Raw genomic sequence first — 13,112 nt, forward strand, 5'->3', positions numbered from 1 at the left:
AATTATAATTTTTATATTTGAGTAAGTGAGATAAACCAATGTGGAAATGGCTACATCCTTACGCTAAACCAGAAAAAGCGTATCAATTAAGTACCACACTGTTGCCATGGTTTGCGGTGATTTCGATCATTAGTCTAACCGTTGGAACTATCTGGGGTTTAGCGTTTGCACCGTCTGATTATCAGCAAGGTGACAGCTTTAGAATTATCTATATTCATGTACCTTCCGCTATTTTGTCTATGGGCGCTTATATGTCGATGGCGATAGCGGCTTTTATTGGTCTAGTATGGCAATTAAAATTGTCTGATATGGCTGCAGCGGCAATGGCTCCAATTGGTGCGGTATTTACTTTTATTGCTTTATTGACTGGTGCTGTATGGGGTAAACCAATGTGGGGCGCATGGTGGGTATGGGATGCTCGTTTAACTTCTGAGCTTATTCTTCTTTTCTTATACCTAGGTGTTATGGCGCTTTATAGTGCATTTGATGATCAACGCACAGCAGCTCGTGCTGCGGGTATTCTTGCGATTGTAGGAGTAATTAACCTGCCAATTATTCATTTCTCTGTAGAGTGGTGGAATACACTTCATCAAGGTGCAAGTATCACTAAGTTTGATAAACCTTCCATTTCTTCTGATATGTTGTGGCCTTTATTATTAAATATCATTGGTTTTGCAACTTTCTTCGGTTCTGTGACTCTTATTCGCTTTAGGAATGAAATTTTAGCAAAAGAGAGCCATCGTCCTTGGGTTAGAGCATTAGTAGAAACCAAATCTACGTCGTCTAAATAACCAGAGAATAAAGGAATTATTGTCATGCATTTTGATACATTCAGTGATTTTTTAGCCATGGGCGGTTATGCCGCTTATGTATGGGGCGCATTCGGCGCCACTTTTCTCTCATTATTCTGGATTTTGTTTTCTAGCTTAGGCAAGCGTCGCCAATTGCTAAAAGAGATTGAGCAGAAAATGGCACGAGAAGAACGAATTAAAAAAGCAAAAACTATGGAGAACACACTATGAATCCAAGACGTAAAAAGCGCCTAGGATTGATCCTTGCTCTATTCTTTGGGGTCAGTGCAACGATTGGCTTAATGTTATATGCATTGAATCAAAATATGGACTTATTCTATACACCAACAGAACTTGTTAATGGTAAGCCTGATGGTACAAAACCAGAGGTAGGTCAGCGCCTTCGTATTGGTGGTATGGTTGTCGCGGGTAGCGTGAAACGTAATAGTGAATCACTTGAAGTTTCATTTAAAGTGGCAGATATCGGCCCTGAAGTAACCGTTACTTATAATGGTATTCTTCCTGATTTATTCCGTGAAGGACAAGGTATTGTTGCACAAGGTGTTCTTGTGAATGCGACCACAGTAAAGGCTCACGAAGTATTAGCAAAACATGACGAAGAGTACATGCCACCTGAAGTTGCAGAAGCAATGAAGAAAACGCATGAACCACTTCAATACACAGATCAACAAAAACAAGGAACAGGTCAATGATCGCAGAACTCGGTCACTTTGCCTTAATTGCTTCTTTAGGGCTTTCGATCCTATTGAGTATATTGCCTTTGTATGGCGCAAGCCGTGGCAATAAAGCATTAATGCAAAGTGCAAGACCATTGTCGTGGGGTATGTTTTTACTCCTAAGCTTATCATTCGGAATTTTAATGTGGGCGTTCTACATTAATGATTTCACTCTGCAATATGTAGCAAGTAACTCAAACAGTTTACTTCCTTGGTATTATCGCTTAACCGCAGTTTGGGGAGCTCATGAAGGTTCACTATTACTTTGGGTTCTGATTCAAGCTGGTTGGACTGTTGCTGTTGCTACCTTTAGCCGCGGCATGCCACAAGAATCAGTTGCACGAGTTTTGGCTGTAATGGGGTGGATTAACGTCGGTTTCTTACTGTTCATTATTCTTACATCAAACCCATTCTTGCGTACGCTGCCATTCTTCCCTATTGATGGTCGTGATTTAAACCCGTTGCTACAAGATCCGGGTTTAATTATTCATCCGCCAATGCTATACATGGGTTATGTTGGTTTCTCGGTTGCTTTCTCTTTCGCTATCGCATCATTAATGGCTGGTCGTTTAGATACTGCATGGGCTCGTTGGTCTCGTCCTTGGACTATCGCTGCGTGGTCATTCTTAACGGTAGGTATCGCTCTAGGTTCATGGTGGGCATATTATGAACTTGGCTGGGGTGGTTGGTGGTTCTGGGATCCAGTAGAAAACGCCTCATTCATGCCTTGGCTAGCTGGTACCGCATTAATGCACTCATTAGCGGTAACAGAGAAGCGCGGTACGTTTAAAGCGTGGACAGTATTACTCGCAATTTTAGCGTTCTCATTAAGTTTATTAGGCACATTCCTTGTACGTTCAGGCATCTTAGTATCGGTTCATGCTTTTGCTTCAGATCCAGCGCGAGGCATGTTTATACTTGGTTTCCTTGTTATGGTGATAGGCGGTTCATTACTGTTGTTTGCATTAAAAGGAGCATCAGTAAGAGTGCGCGGTAATTTCTCTCTGTTTTCGCGCGAGAATGCGCTATTAGCGAATAACATTCTTCTCATGACAGCATTGGTTGTCGTGCTTGTTGGTACCTTATTACCCCTTGTTCACAAACAACTTGGTTTAGGTTCAGTTTCCATTGGTGCACCATTCTTTGATATGTTGTTTGCATGGTTAATGATCCCATTCGCTTTCTTAATGGGTATTGGTCCTCTGATCCGTTGGAAGCGCGATAACTTAAGTCATTTAGCAAAACGCATGATAATTACTGGTGCGATTACGATCCCACTAGCGGCAATTTTCATGGTTATTTTTGCAGATAGATTCCAATTTATGCCATACCTTGGTTGGATGATGTCTATTTGGATCGTGATTTTACATGGTTTTGAATTGTACGAGCGTGCAACTCACCGTCATTCATTCTCTGTTGGTTTAACTAAATTAGGTCGTAGTCACTGGGCAATGATGTTCGCGCACATTGGTCTAGCTGTAACTATTATTGGTATTGCCATGGTACAAAACTACAGCATTGAAAAAGATGTTCGTTTAGCGCCAGGTGAGCACATTGAAATGAACGGTTACCAATTCTACTTTGCAGGCGTTCGTGATACTGATGGCCCTAACTATGATGGTTATACGGCTGACTTTGATATCACGCTAGATGGTAAAGCAATTAACACGCTTCATGCTGAAAAACGTTTTTATGAAACAGCGGGTTCAATGATGACAGAAGCAGCGATTGATCGTGGCTTTACTCGTGATTTATACATCGCAATGGGTGAGCGCTTGGATGATAACCGTTCATGGGCTGTACGTATTTATTACAAACCATTTGTGCGTTGGATTTGGGCTGGTTCATTATTTATGGCGATAGGCGGCATGTTAGCTTTATCTGATAAACGTTACCGTTTTCGTAAAACAGACAAAAAACAGGAAGCTTAAATTATGAATAAGAATTTTTTATTTGCACCCTTAGCTCTGTTTTTAATTTTGGTTGCTGTGTTTGCTACTCAGTTAACACGTAATTCAAATGGTGATGATCCAACGAAATTGGAATCAGTTCTCGTTGGTAAACAGGTACCAGAGTTCCGTTTAGAAGATTTAGCAGAAGAAGGCAAACTGTACGATCAAAGTATCTTTAAAGGCGAGCCTCTACTACTAAATGTATGGGCGACTTGGTGTCCAACGTGTTATGCCGAGCATCAATACCTAAATACCCTTGCAACTGAAGGTGTTAAAATTATTGGAATGAACTATAAAGATGAGCGAGCAGGTGCAATCCAATGGCTAAAAGAGTTGGGTAACCCTTACTTGATCACGTTGTTTGATGGTGATGGCATGCTTGGTATGGATTTAGGCGTGTATGGCGCTCCTGAAACCTTCCTGATTGATAGTAATGGTATTGTTCGCTATCGACATGTTGGTGATGTGAATGATCGTAATTGGAATGAAGTATTAAAACCAATGTATGATCAACTTGTTGCGGAGGCTAAATAATGAATAGTCGTTTACGTAAATGGGGTCTTCGCAGTTTTGCAGCAATTGCATTGAGTTTCTTTGCTGTACAAGCAAGCTATGCCACGATTGATTTATATAAATTTGATTCGCCAGAACAAGAACAGCAATTTAAAGAATTAGGACAAACACTGCGTTGTCCTAAGTGTCAGAACAACAATATTGCTGATTCAAGTGCAGAGCTTGCACAAGACATGCGCCATAAAGTGTATGAAATGACTAAATCTGGGAAAACGGATGAAGAAATCGTAGCTTATATGATTGATCGTTATGGTAATTTTGTAACTTACGATCCACCATTAACGGCTGGTACATTAGTTTTATGGTTAGGTCCATTAGGTGTACTTGTGTTTGGTTTCGGTTTTATTGTTCTGCGTAGCAAAAAGAGTAAAACAACGGTAGAAGCAAATTCAGAAGAGTGGGATAACGAACATGAAGAACGTTTGAACGCTTTATTAGATGAGAATAACAATGAAGATGGGAAGGTAAACAAATGATTTTGTTTTGGATTTCAACCTTAGCCCTAATTTTTGTTGGTGTGGTATTTATCATTCTTCCTTTATGGAAAGCAAGAGAGCAAGATGATGAAGCCCGCCGAGATGAATTGAATAAAGCTTTCTATAAAGATCGCTTAGCTGAACTGAAAGAAGAAGATGCTGAAGGCCTTGTTAATAACCAAGATGAGTTAATCACAGAGCTAAAGCAATCATTACTTGATGATATTCCAGCGAAAGAGAAAGCAGAGCAAGATAACTTAAATGCACGACTGTTTATCTTACCTTCTATCATTATCTTTATCGCAATTTCTTATGGTTTGTATTTTAAGTTTGGTAATATCGATAAGATTGAAAAGTGGCAAGAAGTAAGCGCACGCTTGCCTGAGCTATCTAAGCAATTAATGAATCCTGAGGGAGTTTCTCTTAGCGATTCAGAAATGACAAACTTAACATTGGCATTACGTACTAAATTACATAATGAGCCAAAAGACGCAATGGGCTGGTTCCTATTAGGTCGTATTGGTATGTCGAATCGAGATATCGATACTTCTATTGGAGCAATGAAAAAAGCGTATGCATTAGAACCAACGAATGTTGATATTAAGTTAGGTTATGCGCAATCGCTTATGCTTTCTGGTGATGATGCAAAAGCTGAACAAGCTAAGAAAATGCTAAAACAAGTGCTTCGTGGTGATGCTACTAATTTACGTGCTTTATCATTATTAGCCTTCAGCTCGTTTGAGCGTCAAGATTATAAAGGCGCAGTATCGGCTTGGAAAGCAATGCAAATGCTGATTGGTCCTGATGATTCTCGCTATGAAATGCTAACTCGTAGTATTGAGCGTGCTCAATCTAAGATTAACCCTGAAGCGAATCTAGATAAGCAAGTTCCGATCACGGTTAACCTAGGCAGTAATGTAACGCTACCTTCTCAAGGTGTTGTGATTGTTTCTATTCACCCAGCAGATGGTTCACCAATGCCAATAGCGGCTGCTCGTGTACCTTTGAGTCGCTTTCCGCTTAAAATCATGATGTCTGATGACAACAATATGATTGAGCAACGTAAATTGTCAGATATGCCAAACTTTATTGTTCGAGCACGTATCGATCAAGACGGTAATGTATCGACAAAAGAGGGCGATTGGTACGGTGAAAGTTCAATAAGTACACTTGGTAAAAATGTATCAGTTGAGATTGATAAGCAATATTAATATCTCTTAACAAGTGGCATACTACGGCGGGTAGAGGCATTAAGCTTCTACCCGTTTTTTTATATAAACTATAATAATATTAATAAAGTTAGGCGAAGGTGTGTTGTGCTTAAAAGAATATGGATCTCTTGTTCGTTACTGTTTTTTATTGCTGGGTGTTCTCAAACCCCAGAGCAAGAAAATAATGAATTAGAAACAACCGAGATTGTAGAGGTTGATTATGATGACTCTCATAGTGGTGATCCCCTAGAGGGTTTTAATCGTGTCATGTGGGACCTGAATTACGATATTCTAGACCCTTATTTAGTTCGCCCAGTTTCTGTTGCTTATGTTGATTACACGCCAACCCCTATTCGTATGGGAATAGCAAACTTTTTAGCGAATTTAGATGAACCATCGAGCATGATAAACAATATATTCATGGGCAATGGTGAAATGGCAATGGTGCATTTCAACCGATTTTGGTTGAACACGACATTAGGTCTAGTCGGCTTAATTGATATTGCTAGCGCTGCTGAGATACAAAAACCAGACAGTAAATCCTTTGGTGACGCATTAGGTCATTATGGTGTCGGTAATGGCCCTTACTTTATGTTGCCAGGATATGGGCCATGGACATTACGAGAAGCGGGAGACTTTGTAGATGGTTTATATATGCCGCTATCTTACTTAAACTTCTGGCAAGGTTTAGGTAAATGGGGTTTAGAGGGCATGGAGTCTCGCGTTCAGCTTATCTCTCAAGAGCCTATATTAGAAGCATCACCAGATCCATACGTATTAACGCGTGATGTTTATCTACAACGCCAAGATTTTAAGGCAGAAGTTGAACCGGAAGTCGATTTAGACGCTGAAGACGATCTTGATGATTATTTAGATGAAATAGATGAGTAAGAATTAACAATAGCATCTCAGGTTTCAGGAACTATCCTCTCCTGAAACCTGAAACCTGAAACCTGAAACCTGAAACCTGAAACCTGAAACTAGCCGCGTTTACGTTGGGTTACCATTAGTAATAAGGCCATTAACGCTCCAGAGGTATCGCACAGCATGTCTTTCTGTGCATCCCAAATATCCCCTTGAGACCCTAAAAAAGCAATTCCTTCGTCACCACCAGCCGTCGCGGCATACCACCATTCAATGATTTCATAACCTGCTGCTACACTCATTAATGTAAATAAACCAAATGCCATAGCGAGTGGTGTCGAGCACTTTCTCGTTTTAATAAGGTATTCGGCAATAGGATAAGCGTAAAACCCAATAGAGAAATGAGCGACGCGGTCATAATTATTACGTTCAGAACCAATTAAATTATTAAACCAATCAAAGGGTACATCGGCAAACGTATATTTAGCACCTATGGTATGTAAAACAAGCCAGATAAACATTAATGCATACGCTGTTTTACTAAACTCAAAACGAGCTGCCATGTAAAGAATACCCGCAAGAATTAATAATGCAGGTAAGATTTCTGCTACCCAAACGGCGCGTGATATTGGATTAAAAGCAGTGAAGAGAAAAACGCATGAATAAAGTAAAGTGAGGATAGCGAGGAAGGGTTGTGTTCTAAGTGATGAAAACATAGTGAGTTCCTTAGATAAGCTCAATAAGAGTCATTTTAATATCAATCTGAGCAAGAAGTTAATCAAATGATTTTAATAAGTAAAAGTGAATAAGTACTTAGTTAAATTAATATTAGATCCTATCATGCAAAAAAACACAGTAAAAACACATTTTCGAGTATGTTTGTTTATTTAATAAATGGAAGCAAAGTGAAAATTGACGGAGTAATAGATCGTTTACATAATAATACCAATCGTAGTAAGTAACTGATCATCCTAGCTGGTTAAAATGCTCGATAACTGCGTTGAAATTTTTGATTGTCGAATAACTACTTATCGAAAAGTTTCGCCTTGTTCTCAAGCATTTTCCCTGCGCTATTTCTGAGCACCTACTCACTGTGATTGGTATAAAAAACCAGAGACAATTTATCTGGCTTTGTTGAATGACTACGATTAATTTTATGTTATTTTGTCATGATGACTTCTGCTTGGCGTTCTTCTGGTTTATCCATGCCTGACTCCCAGAACCAATAGGTGATATTTCCCGGACAATTTAAGCTAACGACTTTATGATTACCTTTATTATCAATAGCGTGAATCGTAACGCCTTCTGTATAGCCATCTTTAAGATAAGTCAGATCATTAATTGCTTCGTAAACTGCCTCGTTTAATGACATTCCCATTTTCATATATAGCACAACAGAATGAGCTGTAGCACAACGGATACTCATTTCACCTGTATGAGTACAAGCGCAAGCACCATAGCGACTGTCGGCGTAAGATCCTGCTCCAATAATAGGGCTGTCACCTAAACGACCTGGATACTTCCAAGCCCAACCGGATGTAGAGGTAGCAGCACTGATTTTTTCCTGATGATCAGAAGATAAAAATACCGTAGTATCCCGAACGCGCTCTGGATCTGTTGCATTATTAGATAGTGGCGCTAAAGGGACGTTAGGAAACGCTTTTTGCTCCTCATCTGTCATGGCCAGAGCCAGCTTTTCCCACCATACTTGTTTAGAATCTTCAATTAAGTTATTACCGGCAACGGCGTTTACTTCATTTGCAAAAATAGCCGCACCTTCACCGACCAAAATTTCATGATTCAGCTTTTGCATTACTTGGTAGGCAACATCAACTGGGTGCATATAACCTTTTAACGCACCGACAGCACCAGTGCGTAAACTATTGCCATCCATCACGGATGCGTCTAATTCCATTTCACCAAGTACATTAGGCCAACCACCGTAACCTACAGTACGAACTCTAGGGTCTAATTCGACAATTTTTATGCCTTCAATCAGTGATAATAGGCCATCTTCTTTTGCTTGTAGACGGCGAGCTGATTCTTCAATTCCAGGGAATGCTTCGGAGTTAGCGAGTAGGATCATATCGTGATTACCTTATTATAATTTTAAATAAAGAGAATTATTGCTGAGCAATATGCTGACAAATTTGAGAAAGTAACAAAACGCCAAAACCACTGGTTGCACTAGGGTGAATATGACGATGGGTCATTCCTAATGACATCGATGCCGAATCAATGTGAATCCATTTTTGTGTCGGTGCGATAAAGTGTTCTAAGAAAGTCGCAGCGACACACGCGCTGCCATCAGGATCTTCGCTGCCATGGCGTAAATCGGCGAAATCACTTTTTAATGTTGTTTCATATAAGCCGCCTGTTGGCATCTGCCATACAGCTTCAGCACATGACTTTCCGGCTTCTTTAGCGATAGAAAGTAATGAATTATCATTGCCCATTAATGACGCGTATTCTTTTCCTAATGCAATTCCTGTTGCGCCAGTTAAGGTTGCAATATCGATAAGATAATCAGGTTGATAAGTGTCTTGTGCATAATGAAGTACATCAGCTAACACCATGCGTCCTTCTGCATCCGTGGTAATAATCTCAACACTGGTTTTTGAAAGCATAGTAACAACATCACCGGGTTTAACGGCATTGCCCGAAGGCATATTTTCAACTAAACCACATAACCCAACCACTCGTATTGGTAGGTTTTGTTCTGCAATCGCATTAAGGGCACCAACGACGGCAGCGGCACCACCCATGTCAACTTTCATTGTACTCATGTAGCGAGGTTGCTTAATGCTGATACCACCTGAATCAAACGTAACGCCTTTGCCTACAAGCACTACGGTTGATTGAACCTTTTCAGGATGATAGTCCAAGCATAATAGTCGAGCATCTTTATCACTGCCTTGGGCTATTCCCATTAGTCCGCCAAAGCCTTGGGTTAACATATCTTCTCCAGAAAGAGAGGAAATAGAAATGTTCTTAATGGCAAGATCTTCAACGGCATGAACAAAACTTTCAGGGTAAAGGATATTTCCTGGTTTATTCATTAACTCGCGTGAGATTAATTGGCTTTTTGCTAAGGATTGCCCTTGCGCAAAGGCAGATAAAAGTGAAAGCGATGAACTATTTAACGCAAATAAAGCCAATGTTGGTACTAATTGCAGACTGTTGCTATGTTTATAGTTATAAACAGAGAGTGATAAACCAAAAGAAAGCCATTTTACCCATAGTTCGGGTTGGAACAGAGAGATAACATCGTCACTTAAGAATATATTCAGTTCTGTTGCGGTTTTAAAGGTCGTCGCAGTAAGATGACCAATATCTTGAATGTTAGCGATGGTATAAGTACTTAATGTAATGAGTCCATCACATTCTAAGGTATCACGGTCAATTTCAAGTTGTTTGGTCGAACCAAAAATGATCTGTATATTTTTTACAACGCGATGTTCATAATCCGTTGTGCGCATGAATGTAAAATGTTGCATGGAAAGTCCTTTTAATTATTCGTATAAATAACAACGTACAAAATGATTGTCTGACAGTTTAGTTACGCTAGGCATGTGTTCTTTACACTTTTTAGTTACGTGAGTACAACGACCTGCAAATGGGCAACCTGCTGATTCTGGTGTCCAAAGAGGGATCTCACCTTTGTTGCCTTTCAGTTTGGTATGAATCGATTTACTTAGGTCTGGCACCGCTGATACTAATAGTTGAGTATATGGATGTTGAGGAGCATGAATGATTTCATCGGTATCACCCCATTCAACCATGTGTCCTACGTACATGACCGCTAGGTCTTCTGCGATATAACGAGCCGTTGCAATATCGTGCGTGATGTAAAGTAGAGACATTTCTTTCTCAAACTTCATCTCTTCCATTAGGTTAAGAACGCCCGCACGGATAGAGACATCAAGCATTGAGGTCGGTTCATCAGCAAGCACTACCTCTGCACCAACCGCTATATTTCGAGCAAGGTTGACACGTTGACGTTGACCACCAGAAAGTTGGTGCGGGAATTTAGCCGCCGTTTCTTTTGGTGGGATCAACCCCACTTGTTCTAGAAGATCATAAACGCGATCCTCCAGCTCTTTTTGATTACCTGAAGTCACTTTCTTATGAATAAGAAGTGGTCTAGCAAGGTGATGAAAAATATTATGGGTTGGGTTTAAAGATCCAAACGGGTCTTGCCATACCATTTGTACGCCTTCACGATATTTCATGAGATCATTTTTCTTAACGATATCTTGAATATCACGGCCTTTGTATTCGATTACGCCGTCTGTCGGTGCGTACATTTTTGCGATCATTTTTGCTGTGGTGGATTTACCTGAACCCGATTCACCAACAACAGAAAGACCACGACTTTTGTACATTTTGAATGACACATCGTTGATTGCTCGCATCATTGGGTTTTTAAGTGCGTTGCTACTAACAGGGAAATCTTTAACTAGATTTTTACCTTCAATCAGTAGTTTGCCAAATTTATTGTTCATCATGATTCCAAATACTGAAGTTGAGTAAATAAATGGCAATTCGAAAAGTGGCCAGTTTCAATTTGACGAAGTTGTGTAGGGATAGTTCGACATATCTCATGTGCATGATGGCAACGAGACTGGAAGCGACAACCTTGCGGTATTTCTAATAAATTAAGAGGATTCCCTGGGATACCTGTTAATTTTGTTTTTGGCCCCGTTAGTGGTGGGAATGAACTCCCCAGCCCTTTTGTATATGGGTGGTAAGGAGAGGTTAAGATCTCTTTTGAAGAAGCAACCTCTATCAATTCACCTGAGTACATGATCCCAATGCGATCAGAAAACTCAACCATTAGTGATAAATCGTGCGTAATGAATAAGATTGAGAAACCAAACTCTTCTTTAAGCGCATAAATTTTCTGTAAAATTTCACGTTGAACCACGACATCAAGTGCCGTTGTTGGTTCATCCATGATGATCATTTTAGGGTTAAGAGCTAATGCAATGGCAATAACCAAACGCTGACGCATACCGCCAGAGAACTGGTGAGGATAATCACTTAAACGACTTGGGTGAATATCTACTATTTCTAATAGGCCTTGAGCACGAGTAATCGCTTGTTCACGAGTCATTGTGGTATGGCGCATGATCACATCACAGAACTGCTCTTCCATCGGAAGTACAGGGTTTAATGCGTTCATGGCACTTTGGAATACCATTGACATTTCACTCCAGCGGAAAGCCTGCATTTGTGGGTCGCTGTATTTTAAAATATCTTGACCATCAAATATAACCTCACCACCGGTGATGAATGCTGGCGGCTTATGCAGGCGCATTAAAGAGAATGCAATGGTTGATTTACCACAACCTGATTCACCAGCTAGACCAAAGACTTCACCTTTACCGATGTCAAAACTCACATTGTTTACAGCACGCACATCACCTGATTCAGTAATGTAATCCACACACAGATTGCGGATAGAAATTTGTGGGTCAGTCATTATTGTATCCCTCTTTCAATATGTGGTGGAAATGCGGTTTCAGTTGCCGGTGAATGAGCTTGTTTTACTGCTTTTTCCCAGCGACGCATTCCTTTGTGAGATCTCAATTGAGGGTTGGCGATTTCATCAACGGCAAAGTTTAATAAAGATAAGCCAAGAGCGATAAAGATAAGAGCTAAACATGGTGTTAAAATCTCCCACCATGCACCGATCAGCATAGAAGAAGAGGTTTGAACGTTATATAGCATCACACCCCAACTAATGGCATTAGGGTCTCCTAAACCAAGGAAAGATAAGCTGGCCTCTGTCATAATTGCGAGTAATACACAGCCAATAAAGCTAGCGCCTACAATCGAAATTAAGTTAGGTAAAATCTCAACAGAGATGATACGCCATGATGATTCACCTAATAATTCAGCTGCGCGAATGAACTCTTTTTCACGCAGTGATAAGGTTTGAGCTCTAACGACCCTAGCTCCCCATGCCCAAGAAGTAATGGCAATAACAACGGCAATGGTTGTAGGTCCTGCTTGCCCAATGAAAGCCGCAATAATAAACAGCAAAGGAAGCTGAGGAACCACAAGCATAATATTCATGGCTGCGGTTAATACTTCATCGACGCGTCCCCCAAAATACCCAGCAGACACGCCAATAAATGTCGCTAAAAGGCAGACTAAGATCCCAGCGCCGAAGCCAACAGCTAAAGAGGTGCGAGTGCCATAAACGAACTGTGACCAAATATCGCGGCCCATACGTGAAGTACCTAATACATGTTCGGCTTTTTCTGACATCATTAATGTGCGTTTATTGGTAGCAAGGTGTGTTGCAATCCAACCATCTGGATTGTTTTGCGCTGCTTTTACAACAAAAGAAGGATATTCATGTGGATTACCCGTTCCAACATCAGGCGCATGTTTGGTTAATAGTGGTGCGAAGAGCGCGATAAAAATAAAGACAAGTAAAATACAAAGTCCAAACAATGCCTTAGGGTTACGAGTCAGCAATGTGAATAAAGGTTTCATT

14 protein-coding genes are annotated in these 13,112 nt (G+C 40.4%); 8 read left to right on the forward strand and 6 right to left on the reverse strand.

Going from position 1 to position 13,112, the window contains the following annotated elements:
- Positions 1–38: 38 nt before the first annotated feature.
- From AC2IP4_RS03605 to AC2IP4_RS03640, 8 genes are all read left to right on the forward strand, one after another.
- Positions 39–791 carry a heme ABC transporter permease gene (locus AC2IP4_RS03605; protein WP_375321000.1) on the forward strand — a complete coding sequence of 251 codons (753 nt, stop codon included), beginning with the start codon at positions 39–41 and terminating at the stop codon, positions 789–791.
- A gap of 24 nt (positions 792–815) precedes the next feature.
- Positions 816–1,022: a heme exporter protein CcmD gene (gene ccmD / locus AC2IP4_RS03610; RefSeq protein ID WP_061002989.1), complete on the forward strand. Its 207-nt coding sequence runs from the start codon at positions 816–818 to the stop codon at positions 1,020–1,022.
- Entirely contained in the window at positions 1,019–1,504 is a 486-nt protein-coding gene (ccmE, locus tag AC2IP4_RS03615) for a cytochrome c maturation protein CcmE (RefSeq protein ID WP_486310560.1), read from the forward strand. Before ccmD ends, ccmE begins: the two co-directional genes overlap by 4 nt.
- Positions 1,501–3,459 carry a heme lyase CcmF/NrfE family subunit gene (locus tag AC2IP4_RS03620; protein ID WP_375320998.1) on the forward strand — a complete coding sequence of 653 codons (1,959 nt, stop codon included), beginning with the start codon at positions 1,501–1,503 and terminating at the stop codon, positions 3,457–3,459. The genes ccmE and AC2IP4_RS03620 overlap by 4 nt, the downstream gene beginning before the upstream one ends.
- A gap of 3 nt (positions 3,460–3,462) precedes the next feature.
- A complete protein-coding gene (locus AC2IP4_RS03625; RefSeq protein ID WP_375320997.1) occupies positions 3,463–4,014 on the forward strand; it encodes a DsbE family thiol:disulfide interchange protein in 552 nt (183 codons plus the stop codon).
- Positions 4,014–4,529: a cytochrome c-type biogenesis protein gene (locus AC2IP4_RS03630; protein WP_105055197.1), complete on the forward strand. Its 516-nt coding sequence runs from the start codon at positions 4,014–4,016 to the stop codon at positions 4,527–4,529. The genes AC2IP4_RS03625 and AC2IP4_RS03630 overlap by 1 nt, the downstream gene beginning before the upstream one ends.
- The gene (gene ccmI, locus AC2IP4_RS03635; RefSeq protein ID WP_375320996.1) at positions 4,526–5,740 is read left to right on the forward strand and encodes a c-type cytochrome biogenesis protein CcmI; all 1,215 of its coding nucleotides are present in this window, start codon (positions 4,526–4,528) and stop codon (positions 5,738–5,740) included. Before AC2IP4_RS03630 ends, ccmI begins: the two co-directional genes overlap by 4 nt.
- A gap of 105 nt (positions 5,741–5,845) precedes the next feature.
- On the forward strand, positions 5,846–6,631 hold the full coding sequence (locus AC2IP4_RS03640) for an MlaA family lipoprotein (RefSeq protein WP_105055195.1): 786 nt from the start codon (positions 5,846–5,848) through the stop codon (positions 6,629–6,631).
- Between the two features lie 89 nt (positions 6,632–6,720).
- Here the strand turns inward: AC2IP4_RS03640 and AC2IP4_RS03645 are convergent, their stop codons facing one another.
- The 6 genes from AC2IP4_RS03645 to AC2IP4_RS03670 form a co-directional block, all read right to left on the reverse strand.
- Entirely contained in the window at positions 6,721–7,320 is a 600-nt protein-coding gene (locus AC2IP4_RS03645; RefSeq protein ID WP_375320995.1) for a DUF2238 domain-containing protein, read from the reverse strand.
- A gap of 443 nt (positions 7,321–7,763) precedes the next feature.
- On the reverse strand, positions 7,764–8,690 hold the full coding sequence (locus AC2IP4_RS03650; RefSeq protein WP_486310561.1) for a glycosylasparaginase: 927 nt from the start codon (positions 8,688–8,690) through the stop codon (positions 7,764–7,766).
- Between the two features lie 37 nt (positions 8,691–8,727).
- Positions 8,728–10,101 (reverse strand): M17 family metallopeptidase, encoded by a 1,374-nt coding sequence (locus AC2IP4_RS03655; RefSeq protein WP_486310562.1) that lies wholly within the window; start codon positions 10,099–10,101, stop codon positions 8,728–8,730.
- 15 nt (positions 10,102–10,116) lie between these two features.
- The gene (locus tag AC2IP4_RS03660; RefSeq protein WP_486310563.1) at positions 10,117–11,109 is read right to left on the reverse strand and encodes an ABC transporter ATP-binding protein; all 993 of its coding nucleotides are present in this window, start codon (positions 11,107–11,109) and stop codon (positions 10,117–10,119) included.
- Positions 11,109–12,089: an ABC transporter ATP-binding protein gene (locus tag AC2IP4_RS03665; protein ID WP_486306673.1), complete on the reverse strand. Its 981-nt coding sequence runs from the start codon at positions 12,087–12,089 to the stop codon at positions 11,109–11,111. The genes AC2IP4_RS03660 and AC2IP4_RS03665 overlap by 1 nt, the downstream gene beginning before the upstream one ends.
- The gene (locus AC2IP4_RS03670) at positions 12,089–13,111 is read right to left on the reverse strand and encodes an ABC transporter permease (protein ID WP_375320990.1); all 1,023 of its coding nucleotides are present in this window, start codon (positions 13,109–13,111) and stop codon (positions 12,089–12,091) included. Before AC2IP4_RS03670 ends, AC2IP4_RS03665 begins: the two co-directional genes overlap by 1 nt.
- Position 13,112 lies beyond the last annotated feature (1 nt).

This window comes from Aliivibrio thorii, assembly GCF_057368585.1.

Coding starts and splice junctions, on each gene's coding strand:
- AC2IP4_RS03605 (WP_375321000.1), top strand. CDS start 39: ATGTGGAAATGGCTACATCCTTACGCTAAACCAGAAAAAGCGTATCAA.
- ccmD (WP_061002989.1), top strand. CDS start 816: ATGCATTTTGATACATTCAGTGATTTTTTAGCCATGGGCGGTTATGCC.
- ccmE (WP_486310560.1), top strand. CDS start 1,019: ATGAATCCAAGACGTAAAAAGCGCCTAGGATTGATCCTTGCTCTATTC.
- AC2IP4_RS03620 (WP_375320998.1), top strand. CDS start 1,501: ATGATCGCAGAACTCGGTCACTTTGCCTTAATTGCTTCTTTAGGGCTT.
- AC2IP4_RS03625 (WP_375320997.1), top strand. CDS start 3,463: ATGAATAAGAATTTTTTATTTGCACCCTTAGCTCTGTTTTTAATTTTG.
- AC2IP4_RS03630 (WP_105055197.1), top strand. CDS start 4,014: ATGAATAGTCGTTTACGTAAATGGGGTCTTCGCAGTTTTGCAGCAATT.
- ccmI (WP_375320996.1), top strand. CDS start 4,526: ATGATTTTGTTTTGGATTTCAACCTTAGCCCTAATTTTTGTTGGTGTG.
- AC2IP4_RS03645 (WP_375320995.1), bottom strand. CDS start 7,320: ATGTTTTCATCACTTAGAACACAACCCTTCCTCGCTATCCTCACTTTA.
- AC2IP4_RS03650 (WP_486310561.1), bottom strand. CDS start 8,690: ATGATCCTACTCGCTAACTCCGAAGCATTCCCTGGAATTGAAGAATCA.
- AC2IP4_RS03655 (WP_486310562.1), bottom strand. CDS start 10,101: ATGCAACATTTTACATTCATGCGCACAACGGATTATGAACATCGCGTT.
- AC2IP4_RS03660 (WP_486310563.1), bottom strand. CDS start 11,109: ATGAACAATAAATTTGGCAAACTACTGATTGAAGGTAAAAATCTAGTT.
- AC2IP4_RS03665 (WP_486306673.1), bottom strand. CDS start 12,089: ATGACTGACCCACAAATTTCTATCCGCAATCTGTGTGTGGATTACATT.
- AC2IP4_RS03670 (WP_375320990.1), bottom strand. CDS start 13,111: ATGAAACCTTTATTCACATTGCTGACTCGTAACCCTAAGGCATTGTTT.